This is a genomic window from Rhodococcus sp. NFXS4 (assembly GCF_058139645.1).
The window spans coordinates 4277916-4296021 of the sequence record NZ_CP192221.1; the positions used below are offsets into that span (position 1 = coordinate 4277916).

Genomic DNA, 18106 nt, shown 5'->3' on the forward strand with positions numbered 1-18106 from the left:
CGTCGATCTCAACTCAGCTCGAGCGTCGCGCCGTCCTCCGACGTGTCCACCGTGACCGTGTCACCGTCGACGACCTTGCCCGCCAGCAACAGCTTGGCCAACTGATCGCCGATGGCCTGCTGGATGAGCCGACGCAGCGGCCGGGCGCCGTACTGCGGGTCGTAACCCCGTACGGCCAACCAGAACCGGGCCGACGGCGTGACGTCCAGCGTGAGTCGACGAGCCGACAGGCGGCGCTGTAGTTGCAGCAGCTGGATGTCGACGATGGACTGCAATTGCTCCTCGCTCAGGGCGTCGAAGACGACCACGTCGTCGAGCCTGTTCACGAACTCCGGCTTGAACGCGCTGCGCACCGCCGCCATCACATGGTCCCTGTCGCCACCCGCACCGAGATTCGAGGTGAGGATCAGGATCGTGTTGCGAAAGTCCACCGTTCGGCCCTGACCGTCGGTCAGACGGCCCTCGTCGAGCACGGCGAGCAGGATGTCGAACACGTCCGGGTGCGCCTTCTCGACCTCGTCGAACAGCACCACCGTGTACGGCCGACGACGCACGGCCTCGGTCAGCTGACCACCGGCCTCGTACCCGACGTATCCGGGCGGGGCACCGACCAGCCGAGCCACCGAGTGCTTCTCGCTGTACTCGCTCATGTCGATACGGATCATGGCGCGCTCGTCGTCGAACAGGAAGTCCGCCAACGACTTCGCGAGTTCCGTCTTGCCGACGCCCGTCGGTCCGAGGAACAGGAACGACCCGGTGGGCCGGTTCGGATCGGACACCCCGGCACGAGCGCGGCGCACCGCGTCGGACACGGCCTGGACCGCGTCGTCCTGACCGACGACACGCTTGCCCAGCTCGTCCTCCATGCGGAGGAGCTTCGCCGTCTCACCCTCGAGCATCCGGCCCGCGGGGATACCGGTCCACGCCGCGACCACGTCGGCGACGTCGTCCGGACCGACCTCCTCCTTCAACATCACGTCACCCTGGGGAACGGTGGCCGCGGTCTTCTCCGCGAGCTCCTTCTCCAGCGACGGGATGCGTCCGTAGCGCAGCTCCGCGGCCTTGCCCAGATCACCGTCGCGCTCGGCCCGCTCGGACTCGCCGCGCAGCGCTTCGAGCTGCTCCTTGAGGTCGCGCACCGAATCGATGGCGTTCTTCTCGTTCTGCCAGCGCGTGCTCAGTTCGGCCAGCTTCTCCTTGCTGTCCGCCAGCTCACCGCGCAGCTTCTCGAGACGGGTCTTCGACGCGTCGTCGGTCTCCTTGGCCAGCGCCATCTCCTCGATCTCGAGTCGGCGCACGACACGCTCGATCTCGTCGATCTCGACCGGACGCGAGTCGATCTCCATGCGGAGGCGGGACGCGGCCTCGTCGACGAGGTCGATGGCCTTGTCCGGCAGGAACCGTGAGGTGATGTAGCGATCCGACAGTGTGGCGGCGGCGACCAGGGCGGAGTCTGTGATGCGCACACCGTGGTGCACCTCGTACCGCTCCTTGAGGCCGCGCAGGATGCCGACCGCGTCGTCCACGGACGGCTCACCGACCAGCACCTGCTGGAACCGGCGCTCGAGTGCGGCGTCCTTCTCGATGTACTTGCGGTACTCGTCGAGCGTCGTGGCGCCCACCAACCGCAGCTCACCACGCGCGAGCATCGGCTTGATCATGTTGCCCGCGTCCATGGCGGACTCGCCCGTCGCGCCCGCACCGACGATGGTGTGCAGCTCGTCGATGAACGTGATGACCTGGCCGGCCGAGTTCTTGATGTCGTCGAGCACGGCCTTGAGCCGCTCCTCGAACTCACCGCGGTACTTGGCGCCCGCGACCATCGATCCCAGGTCGAGCGACACGACGGTCTTGCCGCGCAAGCTCTCCGGGACGTCGCCGGCGACGATGCGTTGCGCGAGGCCCTCGACGATCGCGGTCTTGCCGACGCCGGGCTCACCGATGAGCACCGGGTTGTTCTTGGTACGGCGCGAGAGCACCTGCACCACACGACGGATCTCGGTGTCGCGACCGATGACCGGATCGAGCTTGCCGCTGCGTGCGGCCTCGGTGAGGTCGGTCGAGTACTTCTCCAGAGCCTGGTACGTCGCCTCCGGGTCCGGGCTCGTGACGCGGGCACTGCCACGCACGGTGGTGAACGCCTCGCGCAGCGCCGCCGGTGTCGCCCCGTTCCTCTGGAGCAGCGTCGCGACATCGGAATCGCCCGTCGAGAGTCCGACCACCAGGTGCTCGGTCGGGACGTACTCGTCGTCGAGTTCGGTGGCCAGCTGTTGAGCGGCGGTGATCGCGCCCAGCGCGTCACGTCCGAGCTGCGGCTGGGTGGTGGAGCCGGTGGCCGACGGCATGCGGTCCACCAGAGTCTGCGCCTGCGAGCGGATCGCGCTCGGGTCGACGCCGACAGCCTTCAGCAACGGCGCGGCGATGCCGTCCGTCTGGTCGAGCAGTGCGACGAGCAGGTGAGCCGGCCGGATGTCCGGGTTGCCCGCTGCGGATGCCGACTGCAGTGCAGCGGTCAACGCTGCCTGGGTCTTCGTGGTGGGAGTGAACGAGTCCACCGGTCACCTTCCTTCGGGTCGAACGGGTGTGTCGACGAGAACAACCTTAGTTGACTTGAGTCTATTCCGCTCAAGTTTGTTGACGCCGCATCACGCAGGAGGGCGCCGCCCAGCGCGCTGGCCGTGACCGGACACGACCACTACTCTCGGACACACCACTCGCGCACGAACCCGTCACCCGCCACGACCATCGAAGGTGCCCATTGCTGGACCCGCAGGCCCTGGCGCGAGTGCGCGCCGGAGTTGCCTCCGCGCTGTCCGACGACGGCGCGGACACCGTGGCCGGCGCCTTCTACGCTCGGCTGTTCGCCGAGTACCCCGATTTCCGCGGCTTCTTCCCCGCCGCCATGGATCAGCAGCGGCACCGCCTGCTGCGCGCCGTCGACCACGTCGTCCGGCACCTCGACGACCGCGACTTCCTGCCCTTCCTGCATCAACTCGGGCGTGACCACCGCAAGCACGGCCTGACCGGCGCGCACTTCCTCGCCGCCCAGAACGCGCTGGTCGACGCGTTCCGCACCACGGCGGACCCGGACGTCTGGACAGACGAGACCGACGCGGCGTGGCGCCGCGTGGTGTCGATGATCTGCAACTCGATGGCCGTCGGGGCCGACACCGAGGACCTGCCGCCGTACTGGGGAGCGACGGTGGTCGAGCACCATCGCGTGCTCGACGACCTCGCGATCGTGCGCCTGCAGACGGACGCCGACATTCCCTTCGCCGCCGGCCAGTATCTCAGCGTGCAGATCCCGCAGCGTCCACGTATGTGGCGGTACCTCTCCCCCGCGATCGCACCCAACGACTACCGCGGCATCGAGTTCCACGTCCGGCGAGTGTCGGCCGGCTGGGTGAGTCCGGCCATCGTCTCGGAGACCACAGTGGGCGACCGCTGGCTGCTCGGGCCGCCGCTGGGCGGACTCAGTGTGGACACGTCGCCGGGCAGCGAGGACGTGCTCATGATCGCGGGTGGCACCGGCATCGCCCCCCTGCGTGCGCAGCTGATGGACATGGCGATGCGGAGCCGTAATCCGCGGGTGCATCTGTTCGTGGGCGGCGAGTATCCGAGCGACCTCTACGACCTGGACACGCTGTGGAACCTGGCACGCACCAACCCGTGGCTCACCATCGTGCCGGTCGTGGAGCAGCCCGAGGAGCCGTGGTGGCGGCCCGGTCCGGCACGCGAGTTCCCACCGGGCATGAACCACACCATGGTGGGCAAGCTCGGGCAGGTGGTCACGCGGTTCGGATCGTGGGCCGATCGGCAGATCCAGGTGTGTGGGTCACCGTCGATGGTGCGCACCACTCTGTACGCACTGCGCAAGGTGGGGACGCCGATGCAGAACGTCCAGCACGATCCCCTGGGTCAGTGAGGGTGCGCGTGCGCCAGGCGGCGTAGCGGAGGCACCGTCTGTGGCGGCTGCTTGCGGGGCGGGAGCACGCTCAGCAACCGGGTGGTCGACGCGGTGACCTCGGCCACGGCGGTCTCGAAGGCGTCCCGGTTCGCGTCCGACAGTGTGCGGAGTCCGCTGACCTTGCGCACGTACTGACGCGCGGCCGCCTCGATCTCCTCGTCCGTCGCCGCAGGCTCGAGGCCGCGCAGTTCGGTGATGTTTCGGCACATGCGAATCACGGTAGACCGGGCACCGTCCGAGGGGAACACCCGAAGAGCTTTACGCTGTACAGGCACCGCGTCGGATAATGTCCACCAATTCAAGCTTCGTGCAGTTTTCGATCACCGTGAATTCATCTGTTCAACCGATTGCGCGCTGATCGGAAAGCGCATTTCCCAGCATCCGCTCGGGCGCCGACAAACCACCCCAGACGCCGTACGGCTCACCGGCGGCCACCGCGTAATCACGGCACCGCATCAGCACGGGGCACTGCTCGCAGACCCGTTTGGCCTGCTCCTCGCGGGCTGTTCTCTTATGTCCCCGTTCACCTTCCGGATGGAAGAAGACGGCAGAATCCATACCGCGGCACAATCCGTTCAACTGCCACTCCCACGTCGTGGCAATCGGCTCGGGTAACTGGACGGGCTTCGACATGACGCTCCTCGTTGTTCGCCTCGTATGCGACGTCACGCTCTCAGTATTACATTACGAACAATCGTCCAAAAAGTTAATGCGAATAGTCGTGACACACGATTTCCAGTCATCGCGAGTCACAGACACCCTCGCGGCCGCTCCTCGGACCTCTCTCCCCGATGAGGCGAGCAGGGCCCCCGTCGCCTAGGTTTGACCGAGTGAGAAGCCCCGGTCACCGTCCAGGTCGTGCGCTGTGAGCGCTGTGGACCTCCCCCTCGACCTTCGCCGCGCCCTCGTCGGCGTCGCGCGGGTGCCGAGACTGCTGGTCGCCTCCGACTACGACGGCACCATGGCGCCGTTCGTCTCCGACCCGCAGAAGGCGTTCCCGCTGCCCGAATCGGTCCGCGCACTCCGCGCTCTCGCCGGTCTCGACGGCACCCAGGCTGCTGTGATCTCGGGGCGCGCGCTGCGTGACCTGGCGATCCTCTCCCGCCTGCCCGTCGAGGTCCAGCTCGTGGGCAGCCACGGGTCCGAGTTCGACGCCGGCTTCGTCACCGAGCTCGGCGGCGAGGCGACGGCACTGCTCGAGCGCGTGGTCGCCGAGCTCCGCACGGTCGCGTCCCGCGGCGCGAACATCAGCGTCGAGACCAAGCCCGCCAGCGCCGCTCTGCATGTGCGCAACGCCGACCCCGAGGCCGGACAGCGCGCCCTCGACGAGGTCCGTGCGGGCGCAGCCACCTGGGACGGCGTGCAGGTCACCGAGGGCAAGTCCGTGATCGAGCTCGCCGTCATCGCGACCGACAAGGGCCAGGCCCTCGACATCCTGCGGCACCAGGGCGGCGCCTCCGCCGCCGTCTTCTTCGGCGACGACGTCACCGACGAGAAGGCGTTCCGACGGCTGCACGGGCCGGACATCGGCGTCAAGGTCGGCGACGGTGAGTCGCTCGCCGGCTACCGCGTCGACACCCTCGAGCAGGTGGCCGCGGCGCTCGCGTTCCTGTTGGAGGAGCGCCGCACCTGGCTCTCCGGTGCGGACGCCCCGCGCATCGAGCGTCTCACCATGATGGCGAGCCCACGATCGGTGGCACTCCTGACGCCCGAGGCCGGCCTTACGTGGCTGTGTCACCCCGAACCCGACTCCGCCGCCGTCTTCGCACACCTGCTCGGCGGCGACGAGGCGGGCCACTTCACCGTCGGCCCGCTGCGTCCGTCCCTCCCGCTGAGCCAGCAGTACATCGACAGCACCATGACGGTGCAGACCCGCTGGGCCAGCCTGCAGGTCGACGACTACCTCGCGCACGACGTGCCGAGCGATCGCACCGACTTCACCCGCGTGATCACCGGCAAGGCCAAGGCCGTGGTCACGTTCGCGCCGCGCCCCGAGTTCGGGCAGGCACGCGTCCGGCTCGAGGCCGAGGACGACGGCCTCCGCGTGTTCGGCACCAACGACCCGATGGTGCTGCGCGCGCCGGGCATCACCTGGACCGTCACCAGCGAGCACGGCCAGGAGACCGCGCGGGCGGAGATCGATCCGTCCACCGGTCCCGTGATCCTCGAATTGCGCTGCGGGACGTCGGATCTGGGCCCGTCCGAGGTGCCCGAAGCCGAGCGTCGCGCCGAGGCCGAGTCCTACTGGCACGACTGGGCGGCCGGATTGACCCTCCCCCAGCTCAAGCCCGATCTGATGAAGCGGTCCGCGCTCACCCTGCGCGGCCTGGTGCACGCCGACTCCGGGTCGATCATGGCCGCGGCCACGACGTCGCTGCCCGAGGAGATCGGCGGTGTCCGCAACTGGGACTACCGCTACTGCTGGCTGCGCGACGCGGCCCTGACTGCGTCCGCGCTGGTGTCCCTGGGCTCGCTGTCCGAGGCGGAGAACTACCTGCACTGGGTGCACGACGTGCTCGAGACCGTCCCCGGACCGGAACGCCTGCACCCGCTCTACACGCTGTGGGGGCAGTCGCTGCCGCCCGAGGCCGTCATCGACGCCCTGCCCGGGTACGCGGGATCCCGCCCCGTGCGGGTGGGCAACGCGGCCAACCAGCAGGTGCAGCTCGACGTCTTCGGACCCATCGTCGATCTCATCGCGACACTGGCACGCGCCCGCACCGCGAGCGGCGTCACCGCGAACGCCGAGGTGCTCACCGATCAGGACTGGGACCTGGTGTGCGCCATGGTCGACGCCGTCGAGCGACGCTGGTCCGAGCCGGACAACGGCATCTGGGAGATCCGCGGCAACCCACGCCACCACGTCTACTCCAAGGTGATGTGCTGGCTCACCGTCGATCGCGCCATCACCCTGGCCGAGGCGTACGGCCGCGAGGCGCAACTCGGCTGGAGCACGTTGCGTGACGTCATCCGTCGTCAGGTGCTCGACAAGGGCTGGAGCGATGAGGCGCAGTCCTTCACGGCCGCGTACGGCGGAACCGATCTCGATGCGGCCACCCTGCACATCGGCCTGTCCGGTCTCATCGATCCGAGCGACCCGCGCTTCGCGGCGACGGTCACCGCGACCGAGGCAGAGTTGCGCAGCGGCGCCACGGTGTACCGCTACCACCACGACGACGGCCTCCCCGGCGGCGAGGGCGGGTTCCACCTGTGCGCGGCCTGGCTCGTCGAGGCGTATCTTCTGATCGGGCAGCGACTTCCGGCCGAAGCGCTCTTCACCCAGCTCGTCGCCGCGGCAGGCCCGACGGGCCTGCTGAGCGAGGAGTACGACCCCGTGGCCGAGCGCTCGCTGGGCAACCACCCGCAGGCCTACAGCCACCTCGGCCTGCTGCGCTGCGCCCAGCTGCTGGCCCGCTAGCCGGTCCGCACCGGGCCGAGCGTCACCCCGGCGAGCAGATGCGTCGGGAGGTGCTCGGTCCGGTCCACCCCGGAATGGCTGACGCCCAGCACGATCTCACCGACGAGCCGACCCTTCTCGAGGACCGGCTGCTGCACCGACGTCAGGCCGATGCGGCGCGCCTCGTCGACCCCGTCGAAACCGGTGACCGACATCTGTTCGGGTACTGAGACACCCTGCGCGGCACAGTGATCGAGCGCACCCAGAGCCAGCACGTCGGACGTGCACACCAGCGCGGTGGTGTCCGGCGCCGCCCGGAGCGCCTCGGCGGCCGCCGACCGTCCGGCCTCCCGCGTGTGGTCGAAGCGCTCGACGATCACGATGTCGGGATCGACGCCGGCCGCGATCATCGCGTCGCGGATGCCGGCGAGACGCTCGCGCTGGACATGGAAGGTGATGCCGCTCCGGCGTTCCGGATCGACGAGTCCGTCGTGCCGGTCGCGGCGCAGCCGCATGCAGACCACGCTGATGCGAGTGTGGCCCCTCGCGAGCACCTCCTCGGCCATCCGTCGCATCGCCACCCTGTCGTCGATTCCGACGAGCGAGGTGTCCTCCGCGTCCCGAGGCTGGTCGCACACGACCGTCGGCAGATGACGGTCACGGACCGCCGTCAGGTGCGGATCGTCGTCGGACACCGAGTAGACGACGAATGCGTCGACCCCCGCCTGCTGCACGACGGCCGCGGCGTCCTCCGGCGTCGAGGCGGGCCCCGCGGGAATGAGCAGCAGACCGCGTCCGGCCCGCTCGCACGACTCGGCGAGGCCGGTGAGGAACTGCACGGCGGCGGGATCGGAGAACGAGTAGCTGAGCGCCTCGGTGAGGACGAGCCCCACCGCACCGGCGCGCCGGGTGCGCAGCGAGCGGGCGACCGGGTCGGGCCCCGGATAACCGCGGGCCCTGGCCGCGTCGAGCACACGTTCCCGCATCTCGGGTGAGAGCTGGTCCGGGCGGTTGTAGGCGTTGGACACGGTGGTGCGCGAGACGTTCAGTTCGGCGGCCAGCGACGCGAGCGTGGCCATCCGTCGCGGTTCCGTCGACCTCGCCATGAAGAGACGGTATCCGGTCGGGGTCGCGCACGTCGGCTCCGGCACGGTTTCGCCGTCGGGGTGGTGGGGCGGTAAGGTCACGACAACGGTTTCCATTAACGATAACGTTCGACCGACCCAGGAGCACCCCTCGTGTACGCACCCGCCCGAATTCCCCTCCGCACGCTCGTCACCGCCCTGGGTATGACCGCCCTGACGGCGACCGCCCTGGTGGGATGCAGCTCCGACGACACCGCGACGGCCGAGTCCGGTCGGCCCACCGTCGTCGCGTCGACGAACGTGTGGGGCTCGGTCGCCGAGGCCGTCGTCGGAGACCGAGCGGACGTCACGGCGATCATCTCCGATCCGTCCGCGGATCCGCACTCCTACGAGGCCAGCCCCGGCGACGCCGCGGCACTGTCCGAGGCCTCGCTCGTCGTGTACAACGGCGGCGGCTACGACGAGTTCGTCGACGACGTGCTCGGCTCCGCGGGCGACGTGCCCTCCGTCGACGCGTACTCGCTGCTCGAGGGACACGCGGACGACGCCGACCATGCCGACGAGGCGGGTGCCCACGACCATTCGGGCGAGACCAACGAGCACGTCTGGTACGACCCGGAGATCGCGGCGGCCACCGCCGAGGCGATCGCCACCGAACTCGGTAAGGTCGACCCCGACAACGCGGCGTACTACACCGAGAACGCCGAGGCGTTCCACGACGACATCCACGAGATCACCGACATCACGGATCGCATCGCCCAGCAGAAGCCTGGCGCACCCGTCGCTCAGACGGAGCCGATCGCGCACTACCTGCTGGAAGGAGCCGGGGTGGACGACAAGACCCCCGAGGACTTCGAGGACTCGATCGAGGAGGGCAACGATCCCTCGCCCGCCGCCGTCGCCGCGACGCGTGACCTGTTCACCGGCAAGGGCGTCGACGTACTGGTCTACAACATTCAGACGGAGGACGCCGTGACCGAGGACGTGCGCCGCATCGCCGAGGAGAACGGCATCCGCGTCGTCGAGGTCACCGAGACCCTGCCCGCAGGGCAGGACTACGTCTCCTGGCAGCGCACGGCAGCGCAGGATCTCGCCGACGCGCTGGGGGTCGTGTGACCGCTGTCCGACTGACCGGAGCCACCCTCGCCTACGGCGACCGGGTGCTCTGGTCCGATCTCGACCTCGAGGTCGCACCGGGCGAGTTCGTCGCCGTGCTGGGCCCGAACGGCTCCGGCAAGACGTCGCTCCTCAAGGTGCTGCTCGGGCAGGCCCACCTCACCGCCGGCACCGCGACCATCGCCGGCGGTCGATCCTCCGTCGGCTACATCCCCCAGCAGAAGGCCATCGACGAGGGTGTTCCGCTGCGCGGGCGCGACTTCGTCGGCCTCGGGTGGGACGGACACCGCTGGGGCATCGGCTTCCGTGGGCGCCAGGCTCGTCGCGAGGCCGTCGACATCGCCGTCGCCTCGGTCGGTGCGGAAGCGTTCGCCGACGCGCCGCTGGGGCAGATGAGCGGCGGTGAGCAGCAGCGGCTACGCGTCGCGCAGGCACTCGTCGGCGATCCGGACGTGCTGCTCTGCGACGAACCGCTGCTGAGCCTCGACCTCGCCAACCAGCAGGTCGTCGCGCACCTGATCGACCAGCGTCGGCGCTCGCACCGCACCTCGGTGGTGTTCGTGACGCACGAGCTCAACCCGATCCTGCCGATCGTCGACCGGGTGGTCTACCTCGTCGACGGCAAGTTCCGCATCGGCACCACCGAGGAGGTGATGACCTCCGAGGTGCTCTCCGAGCTGTACGACACCGACGTCGAGGTCCTGCGCGTCCGCGGGCGGCTGGTGGTCGTCGGTACCGGAGACGCCATGGACGCCCTCGGGAGCGCCGGCGGCATGCACCACGTGGACGAGTCGGAGTAGGCATGGACAAGGTTCTCGACGCCCTGAGCAAGGCATTCGACTTCGGTACGACGGCCGATCTCCTCACCTACGACTTCGTGCAGCAGGCGCTGATCGCCGCGGCGATCCTCGGTGTGCTCGCCGGGGCGCTCGGCCCCCTCATCGTCAGTCGACAGTGGTCGTTCGCCGTCCACGGCTCGTCGGAGCTGTCCCTCACCGGTGCGTCCGCGGCCCTGCTGGTGGGGTTGGCCGTCGGGGTCGGCGCCATCCTGGGATCCGTCATCGCGGCGGTCCTGTTCGCCCTGCTGGGCCGTCGTGCGCGCGAACGCGACTCCGTCATCGGCGTCATCATGAGCTTCGGGCTCGGCCTGTCGGTGCTCTTCCTGTGGGCGTATCCCGGCCGCACCGGCACCAGCTTCTCGCTGCTGGTCGGGCAGATCGTCGGTGTCGGCAGCACGGGTCTCGGCCTGCTGCTCGCGGTGGCGCTCGTCGTCATCGTCGTGCTCTTCGTGGTCTACCGGCCCCTGCTGTTCGCCAGCACCGATCCCGAGGGCGCCGAGGCGCGCGGCGTACCGATGCGACTGCTGTCCATCGTGTTCGCGATCCTCGTCGGTGTCGCGTGTGCGCTCGGCGTCCAGATCGTCGGCGCCCTGCTGGTGCTCTCGCTCCTCATCACGCCCGCGGCAGCGGCGTCCCGCGTCACCGCCAACCCCGTCACGGCGACGTGGCTCTCGATTCTCTTCGCCGAGGTCGCGGCCGTGGGCGGCATCCTGCTCTCGCTCGCTCCCGGGGTGCCGGTCTCGACCTTCGTCACCACCATCTCGTTCGTCATCTACCTCGTCTGCCGGGCGGTCGGTCGACGCACACCGTCCCGCACCGTCGTCCACGCCTGACCGTTACCCTCGTGTGGATGGTCGATCTGAACTCCGATCTCGGCGAGGGCTTCGGCACCTGGACGCTCGGTGACGACGCGGCGATGCTGCGTGTGGTCACCAGCGCCAACATCGCGTGCGGCTTCCATGCGGGTGATCCGGCCACGCTGCTGCGGACGTGCGCCGACGCCGTCCGGTCCGACGTGCGTATCGGCGCCCAGGTGGGGTACCGGGACCTCGTCGGCTTCGGCAGGCGCTTCCTCGACATCACCGCGGAGGACCTGCGCGCCGACGTGATCTACCAGATCGGGGCTCTCGACGGCCTGGCGCGCTCCGTCGGCGGACGCGTGCGGTACGTCAAACCACATGGAGCGCTGTACAACACGATCGTGCACCACCGAGTACAGGCACAGGCGGTCGTCGACGCCGTCGCCGCGTACGACCCCGGCCTGCCCGTCCTGGGGCTGCCCGGCTCGGCATTCCTCGAGATCGCCGCGCGGGCGGGCCTGCGGACCGTCACCGAGGCGTTCGCCGATCGCGGCTACACGGCAGCGGGAACCCTCGTCTCCCGCCGCGACCCCGGTGCGGTCCTGTCCGACGTCGACGCCGTGGCACGACGCGTGCTGCGGATGGTCACCGAGGGCGTCGTGGACTCCGTCGACGGGGTGACGGTGCCGGTGAACGCCGACTCGGTGTGCCTGCACGGCGACACCCCCGCCGCGGTGGACATGGCCCTGGCCGTGCGTGCGGTGTTGTCCCGCAACGGCGTCACCCTGACCCCGTTCGTGTCGTGAGGATCGCCCCGGCGGGCGACCGCGCCCTGCTGGTCGATCTCGACGACGTCCGCACAGTCGCGGCGCACCACGCCGGGTGGGCCGTCGGGCACCCGGGAATCGCCGAGATGATCCCCGCCGCCGCCACCGTGCTGGTGATCCTCACCGAGGACGCGGAACCCGCACGGGTGACGGCGTGGCTCCGCGAGACGCCACCGGCGCAGGTGCTCGGCCGCTCCGGTGAGACGATCACGATCGACGTCCGATACGACGGGCCCGATCTCGACGAGGTCTGTGCGACAACGGGACTGGACATCGTCGCCGTGCACACCGGTCAGATGTGGACCGCCGCGTTCTGCGGCTTCTCCCCCGGCTTCGCGTACCTGGTCGGATCCGATCCGTTGTCGATCCCGCGCCGCGCCGATCCGCGCACCTCGGTGCCGGCGGGATCCGTGGCGCTGGCCGGCGAGTACACCGGGGTGTACCCGACCTCGTCGCCCGGCGGGTGGCAGATCATCGGCAGCACCGACGCGGCGCTGTGGGACGTGAACCGGGACGACCCCGCGCTGCTCGCGCCCGGCACGCGCGTGCAGTTCCGCGCGGTGACGTGATGCTCGAGGTACTGGCGACCGGGCCGCTCACCACGGTGCAGGACCGCGGACGCACCGGGTGGTCCTCGCTGGGCGTCGGCACGTCCGGCGCTGCCGATCGACGCTCGCACGACGCAGCGAATCGGTTGGTGGGGAACATGATCGACGCCGCGACGCTCGAGGTGACGCTCGGCGGACTGGTGCTGCGCGCACGCACCGAGGTGGTTCTGGCGGTCACGGGGGCTCCGACCCCGTTCACGGTGGACGGCGTACCGCAGGGGCACGGCGCCGTGGTCGTGGTGGGGTCGGGCGCCGAGATCCGCCTCGACTGGGCACCGGTGGGACTGCGCACGTACGTCGCCGTCCGCGGCGGCATCGACGTGCCCCGGGTTCTCGGGAGCCGATCGACCGACTCCCTGTCCGGTATCGGACCCGAGCGAGTGGCGCCCGGCGCCGTGCTGCCGATCGGTCACGACGCCGAGGACTGGCCCGGGGTCGACGTGAATCCTTACCCGTTCGAGCACCGTACGACCCTGCGGGTGATTCCCGGCCCGCGCGCGGACCGGTTCACCGACGACGCGCTCGACCTGCTGCTCGCCCAACCTTGGACGGTGCGGACGGATTCGGACCGCGTCGGCATGAAACTCCAGGGCGCCGAGCCACTGTCGCGATCGCGGGAGGACGAACTCCCGAGCGAGGGCATGGTGACCGGCGCACTGCAGGTACCGCCGTCGGGACTGCCCGTGTTGTTCCTCGTCGACCATCCGGTGACCGGCGGCTACCCGGTGATCGCCGTCGTGGTGTCGGCGGACCTCGGATCCGCGGCGCAGTGTGCGCCGGGACAGACGATCCGCTTCAGTGTCTGATCATCGGGAGACAGGAACGGCGATCTCGTTGCGGCGGCGGAACGACACCGTCCAGGGCGGGTCGTAGAACCAGGACATCGGCTCGCCGGTCGTGTCGATGCCGCGGGACTTCAGGATCTCCAGCAGCTCCGTGGTGCGCTCGGCCACGGCCCGCGCACCGCGGTCACCGCTGAACCGCAGCACCGCCACCGTCTCGGCCGGCACCTCCACCAGGCGCACCCGATCGTCCTTCGGCGCCGGCAGAGTGTCCATCGTCCATCGCGACGGCATGAAGAACCGGACGACCCATCCCTCGTCGCTCGCGGCGCGCGACACGGGTGCGGTCATCGCGATGGTCTGCCCGCGCGACGCCGACTGCCCAACGGGAGCCGTCATCGCGATCCTGTCGGATCCCTGATTGCCCCCGAAGATGTACCCGGCCAGCCGGCGGAAGCCTTCGTTACGGGCGCGTTCCTCGTCGGCGTCCACGACGGTCTCCGCCGCGATCCGGGGTTCGTATCGGCGAATCTCGACCGCCCCCGTGAGCGACTCGGTGGTGTGGGGTGGTTCCTCGGTACCCACCCGAACCCCCACGATTCCCAGTGCGGCCTCGGCCACCTGTGTCACCGTCGTCCTCAGCCGTTCGATCATGACTCGACGGTACGCGCGGACGAGCCCCACCCCGGTCGCGCTCGACCTAGGGGCCCTGGCGCCACCACGCGACGACGTAGAGCACCATCGCCGTCACCAGACCCGCCACCACCCACAGCACCACGGTGTAGTCGACCCACGACCCGATCGGCGGAGCGCCGGGGAACAGGTTGCGGATGGGCAGCACCGCGAAGAGCGTCACCGCGAACCACGTCATGATCGGCGGCAGGAACTGCTTGCGGCGGCGCAGCGTCTGGATCGACACGAACAGCGTGCACGACGGCAGGACGACGAGCACGACACAGATCGCGACGTCGAAGATCGTGGTACCCACCGTGCGCGCGACGCGGATGTCGAAGGCCTGCGCCGACGAGGAGTCGATGTCGACGGCCTCCACCGCCCAGGACGTGAGCGAGTCGGTCACCACGATCTCGGCGGGTACGGGCTGCCGGTCCGCGCCGGTGCCGGAGAACACCCGCACCTGGATCGACGACGCGTCGTACGTGTCGAACGGCCATCGCCTGATGTCGCCGTCCGCGTACAGGGAGACCGGGAGCGGGCCCACACGGGTCCCACTGGGGAACGTCAGGGTGCCGGCGCTCGCGGTCGGCGTCACGTCGACGATCAGGTCGTCGACCAGGTTGCCGTCGGCATCGGTCAACTCGGTCCCCGGATACACGGACACGCGGGCGTCGAGCGAGAAGTTCTCACCGGAGACGGTGTCCACGTCGAGGTAGACGAGCGCGGCGTCGGGTGCGGACTCACGGAGGTCGGGGCCGTTCGGCGGGCTCCCCAGCGCGTAGGTGAGCACCACCGCGACGTACGCGGCGATCACCACGGCCACCAGGACCACACCGCGCACTCTGCGACCCGCCGCTGTCATGGACAGATGATGACAGGACTCAGGTCTGCGCGTGCGGTTCCACGACGTCGTACTCCGCGCAGAGGAACGCGCCGTTGCGCGCGAAGTCCACGAGTCGGAGATCGAACCGACGCGGGAACAGCGGCCTGCCGGCACCGAGGGTGACCGGCGCGATCGAGACGACGATCCGATCCAGGTGGCCGGCCTCGGCGAACTGTGCTGCCAGATCACCGCCCCCCACGATCCAGACGTCCTTGCCGCCGGCGGACTCCTCGATCGCCGGCCAGAGGTCGGCGACGTCTCCGGCAGCGAATCGAACGTCGTGCTCGGAGTCCGCGAAGTCTCGATGGGTCACCACCCACGCCGGCATGTCGTACGTCCACGCCTCCCCGGTCGACGCGTTGTGGTCGAGGACCCAGGCGTAGGTCGTGGCTCCCATGACGATCGCGCCGATGTCCGCGATGAAGTCGCCGTAGTTCATCGGGCCGTGCTCGTCGATCTCCTGACGGAAGAGCCACTCGAGAGAGTCGTTCTCGTCGGCGAGGTAGCCGTCGAGGGTGCTGGCGGTGAAGTAAGTGCTCCGGGTCACAGGGCGATTCTGCACCCGACCACCGACACCGATCGAGCTTGCGGCCGGGCACGTTGCGGGGGGTGTGCACACCCTCTCCGGTGAGCGCACACCCCTCACTGCCAGCTGCAGAGGGTGTGCGGTTCAGGCAAGGGGTGTGCGCACCCCATCCGACCCAGACTGGCGCTCAGCTGCCGGCCCCGTTCATCGAGTCGGTCCGCGTCCACTGAGCCGGGTTCAGCCCCGGCGCTGCCGCGCGATGCCCGCGAGCACGACTCCCGCTGCGACGGACGCGTTGAGCGACTCCACCGGACCGGCCATGGGGATCGACAGGATGCTGTCGCAGTTGTCGCGGACGAGGCGGGACAGACCCTTGCCCTCGGACCCGACGACCACCACGATCGGCCCGGTGCCGTCGAAGTCGTCCAGCGAAGTGTCACCGTCGGCGTCGAGACCGACCACCATCACACCCTTGTCGGCCCAGTCCTTCAGCGTCCGAGTCAGATTGGTCGCACGGGCGACGGGGAGACGCGCTGCCGCTCCGGCACTGGTGCGCCACGCGACGGCCGTGACACTCGCGCTGCGTCGCTGCGGGATGACCACGCCGTGTCCACCGAATGCTGCGACCGACCGGACGACGGCACCGAGGTTGCGGGGGTCGGTGATGTTGTCGAGAGCGACCAGCAGCGGCGGCTCCTGACGCTGGCGCGCCTGCGAGAGGAGATCGTCGGGGTGGGCGTACCGGTACGGCGGCACCTGGAGCGCGATGCCCTGGTGCATGCCGTTGGCACTCATCCGATCGAGATCGGTGCGGGAGACTTCCAGGATCGAGATGCCCTTGTCCGCGGCGATCTGGACGCTCTCCTTCAGCCGATCGTCGGCCTCGGTGCCCGACGCGACGTACAGCGCCGTCGCCGGCACTCCCGCGCGCAGGCACTCCAGCACCGGGTTGCGGCCCAGCACGTTCTCCGGACCGTCCTCGGTCTTGCGGACCGGCGGACGGCCGCGACCCGAACCGGACGCGTCCCGGCTGGTCGGCCGTGCGCGCCGGGCGTGCTTGGTGCGCTCGGCCGCCGGCGGGGTCGCGCCGCGGCCCTCGAGGCCCTTGCTGCGCTTGCCGCCGGACCCGACGGTCTGGCCCTTCTTGGTGCCGGTCTTGCGCACCGCTCCGCGTCGACTCGAATTGCCTGCCATTACTTCTCCGTGCCTTCCGGCTGTGCGATCGACCATTCCGGGCCGTTCGGGGTGTCGGTGACCTCCACGCCCGCGCGGGCGAGGCGGTCACGAATACGGTCGGCCGTCGGCCAGTCCTTGCCTGCCTTGGCGGCGCTGCGCAGCTCGAGGTCGTCCGCGATGAGCAGATCGAGCGCCGCCCGTTCCGCCGACGCGTCGGCGGAGCCGGACGCCCAGTGCGGATCGAGGGGATCCACGCCGAGGATCGACGTCATGGCGCGGACGGACGACGCGGCCTCGACGGCCTCGTCCAGCTTCCCCGCGGCCAACGCACTGTTGCCCTCGCGGCGGAGTCCGTGGATCTCGGCGAGCGCCTTGGGCACCGAGAGATCGTCGTCGAGCGCCTCGGCGAACGCGGGCGTCCAGGTACCGATCGGCACCTCGCCCGCGCGCTCCGCGGTCTTCGTCACGAACGCCTCGATGCTCCGGTACGCCGATGCCGCTTCCTGCAGTGCCTCGGCCGAGTACTCGAGCATCGACCGGTAGTGCGCGCTGCCGAGGTAGTAGCGCAGTTCCTGCGGACGCACGGTCTCGAGCATCGTCGGGATGGAGACGACGTTGCCGAGCGACTTCGACATCTTCTCGCCGCTCATGGTGACCCAACCGTTGTGCAGCCAGTACTGCGCGAAACCGTCCCCCGCGGCGCGGGACTGGGCCAGCTCGTTCTCGTGGTGCGGGAACACCAGATCCAGTCCACCGCAATGGATGTCGAACGCGGACCCGAGGTAGGTCTCCGCCATCGCGGAGCACTCGATGTGCCACCCGGGCCGGCCGGGTCCCCACGGGGTGGGCCACGACGGCTCGCCGGGCTTGGCCGTCTTCCACAGCGTGAAGTCGCGCGGATCGCGCTTGCCCGCACCGACGCTCTCACCCTGGTGGACGTCGTCGAGCCTGTGCCCGGACAGAGCGCCGTACTCGCCCCAGCTCCGCACGTCGAAGTAGACGTCGCCGGCGGCCGCGTACGCGTGACCCGCGTCGATCAACCGACCGATCAGCTCGACCATCTGCGTGATGTGACCCGTGGCGCGCGGTTCGGCCGACGGGGGAAGCACACCGAGGGCGTCGTAGGCCGCGGTGAAGGAGCGCTCGTACGTCGCCGCCCACTCCCACCACGGACGGCCGGCGTCGGCGGCCTTGTTCAGGATCTTGTCGTCGATGTCGGTGACGTTGCGGACGAAGGCGACGTCGTAGCCGGCGGCCGTCAGCCACCGCCGAAGGACGTCGAACGCGACGCCGCTGCGCACGTGACCGATGTGGGGATGTCCCTGGACCGTGGCCCCGCACAGATACACCGAGGCGTGTCCGGGGGCCAGCGGAGTGAACTCACGCACGGCCCTGGTCGCGGTGTCGTAGAAGCGCAGGGTCACG

The 18106-nt window shown here is 69.7% G+C and carries 17 protein-coding genes; 8 read left to right on the plus strand and 9 right to left on the minus strand.

Going from position 1 to position 18106, the window contains the following annotated elements:
- Positions 1–8: 8 nt before the first annotated feature.
- Positions 9–2555 (minus strand): ATP-dependent chaperone ClpB, encoded by a 2547-nt coding sequence (gene clpB, locus J4E04_RS20190; protein ID WP_490149474.1) that lies wholly within the window; start codon positions 2553–2555, stop codon positions 9–11.
- Positions 2556–2761: 206 nt separating this feature from the next.
- On the opposite strand from clpB, the gene J4E04_RS20195 reads away from it, so the two are divergent.
- Positions 2762–3925: a globin domain-containing protein gene (locus J4E04_RS20195; RefSeq protein ID WP_027506432.1), complete on the plus strand. Its 1164-nt coding sequence runs from the start codon at positions 2762–2764 to the stop codon at positions 3923–3925.
- Here J4E04_RS20195 and J4E04_RS20200 read toward each other — a convergent pair.
- Both J4E04_RS20200 and J4E04_RS20205 read right to left on the minus strand, forming a co-directional pair.
- Positions 3919–4176: a DUF2277 domain-containing protein gene (locus J4E04_RS20200; RefSeq protein WP_027506433.1), complete on the minus strand. Its 258-nt coding sequence runs from the start codon at positions 4174–4176 to the stop codon at positions 3919–3921. The two genes, J4E04_RS20195 and J4E04_RS20200, sit on opposite strands and share 7 nt — an antisense overlap.
- Positions 4177–4306: 130 nt before the next feature.
- A complete protein-coding gene (locus J4E04_RS20205) occupies positions 4307–4600 on the minus strand; it encodes a WhiB family transcriptional regulator (RefSeq protein WP_027506434.1) in 294 nt (97 codons plus the stop codon).
- Positions 4601–4832: 232 nt separating this feature from the next.
- Between J4E04_RS20205 and otsB the strand changes: the two genes are divergently transcribed.
- Positions 4833–7385: a trehalose-phosphatase gene (gene otsB, locus J4E04_RS20210; protein WP_222633161.1), complete on the plus strand. Its 2553-nt coding sequence runs from the start codon at positions 4833–4835 to the stop codon at positions 7383–7385.
- Here the strand turns inward: otsB and J4E04_RS20215 are convergent.
- Positions 7382–8470, minus strand: coding sequence for a LacI family DNA-binding transcriptional regulator (locus J4E04_RS20215; protein WP_056444302.1), 1089 nt, complete (start codon positions 8468–8470; stop codon positions 7382–7384). The genes otsB and J4E04_RS20215 overlap by 4 nt on opposite strands.
- Before the next feature lie 183 nt (positions 8471–8653).
- Between J4E04_RS20215 and J4E04_RS20220 the strand changes: the two genes are divergently transcribed.
- Genes J4E04_RS20220 through J4E04_RS20245 form a run of 6 tightly spaced genes read left to right on the plus strand, consistent with a single transcriptional unit; the run spans position 8654 to position 13445 of the window.
- Positions 8654–9565, plus strand: a complete 912-nt coding sequence (locus tag J4E04_RS20220) for a metal ABC transporter solute-binding protein, Zn/Mn family (RefSeq protein ID WP_490150583.1) — start codon at positions 8654–8656, stop codon at positions 9563–9565.
- Entirely contained in the window at positions 9562–10365 is an 804-nt protein-coding gene (locus J4E04_RS20225) for a metal ABC transporter ATP-binding protein (protein WP_490149475.1), read from the plus strand. The genes J4E04_RS20220 and J4E04_RS20225 overlap by 4 nt, the downstream gene beginning before the upstream one ends.
- 2 nt (positions 10366–10367) lie before the next feature.
- On the plus strand, positions 10368–11237 hold the full coding sequence (locus J4E04_RS20230) for a metal ABC transporter permease (protein ID WP_027506439.1): 870 nt from the start codon (positions 10368–10370) through the stop codon (positions 11235–11237).
- 17 nt (positions 11238–11254) lie between these two features.
- Positions 11255–12010 (plus strand): LamB/YcsF family protein, encoded by a 756-nt coding sequence (locus J4E04_RS20235; protein ID WP_027506440.1) that lies wholly within the window; start codon positions 11255–11257, stop codon positions 12008–12010.
- Between the two features lie 2 nt (positions 12011–12012).
- Positions 12013–12600, plus strand: coding sequence for a 5-oxoprolinase subunit B family protein (locus J4E04_RS20240; RefSeq protein WP_374198537.1), 588 nt, complete (start codon positions 12013–12015; stop codon positions 12598–12600).
- Complete coding sequence (locus J4E04_RS20245; protein ID WP_490149476.1) at positions 12600–13445, plus strand: 5-oxoprolinase subunit C family protein; 846 nt, start codon at positions 12600–12602, stop codon at positions 13443–13445. Before J4E04_RS20240 ends, J4E04_RS20245 begins: the two co-directional genes overlap by 1 nt.
- On the opposite strand, the gene J4E04_RS20250 is transcribed toward J4E04_RS20245, so the two are convergent.
- The 5 genes from J4E04_RS20250 to cysS form a co-directional block, all read right to left on the minus strand.
- On the minus strand, positions 13446–14075 hold the full coding sequence (locus tag J4E04_RS20250) for an SOUL family heme-binding protein (RefSeq protein WP_222638868.1): 630 nt from the start codon (positions 14073–14075) through the stop codon (positions 13446–13448).
- Positions 14076–14121: 46 nt separating this feature from the next.
- Positions 14122–14958, minus strand: coding sequence for a DUF4436 family protein (locus J4E04_RS20255; protein WP_490149477.1), 837 nt, complete (start codon positions 14956–14958; stop codon positions 14122–14124).
- 19 nt (positions 14959–14977) lie between these two features.
- Complete coding sequence (locus J4E04_RS20260) at positions 14978–15526, minus strand: dihydrofolate reductase family protein (RefSeq protein ID WP_490149478.1); 549 nt, start codon at positions 15524–15526, stop codon at positions 14978–14980.
- A 216-nt stretch (positions 15527–15742) separates the two neighbouring features.
- Positions 15743–16699, minus strand: a complete 957-nt coding sequence (rlmB, locus tag J4E04_RS20265) for a 23S rRNA (guanosine(2251)-2'-O)-methyltransferase RlmB (RefSeq protein ID WP_027506446.1) — start codon at positions 16697–16699, stop codon at positions 15743–15745.
- Complete coding sequence (gene cysS, locus J4E04_RS20270; RefSeq protein WP_027506447.1) at positions 16699–18105, minus strand: cysteine--tRNA ligase; 1407 nt, start codon at positions 18103–18105, stop codon at positions 16699–16701. Before cysS ends, rlmB begins: the two co-directional genes overlap by 1 nt.
- Position 18106: the final 1 nt, after the last annotated feature.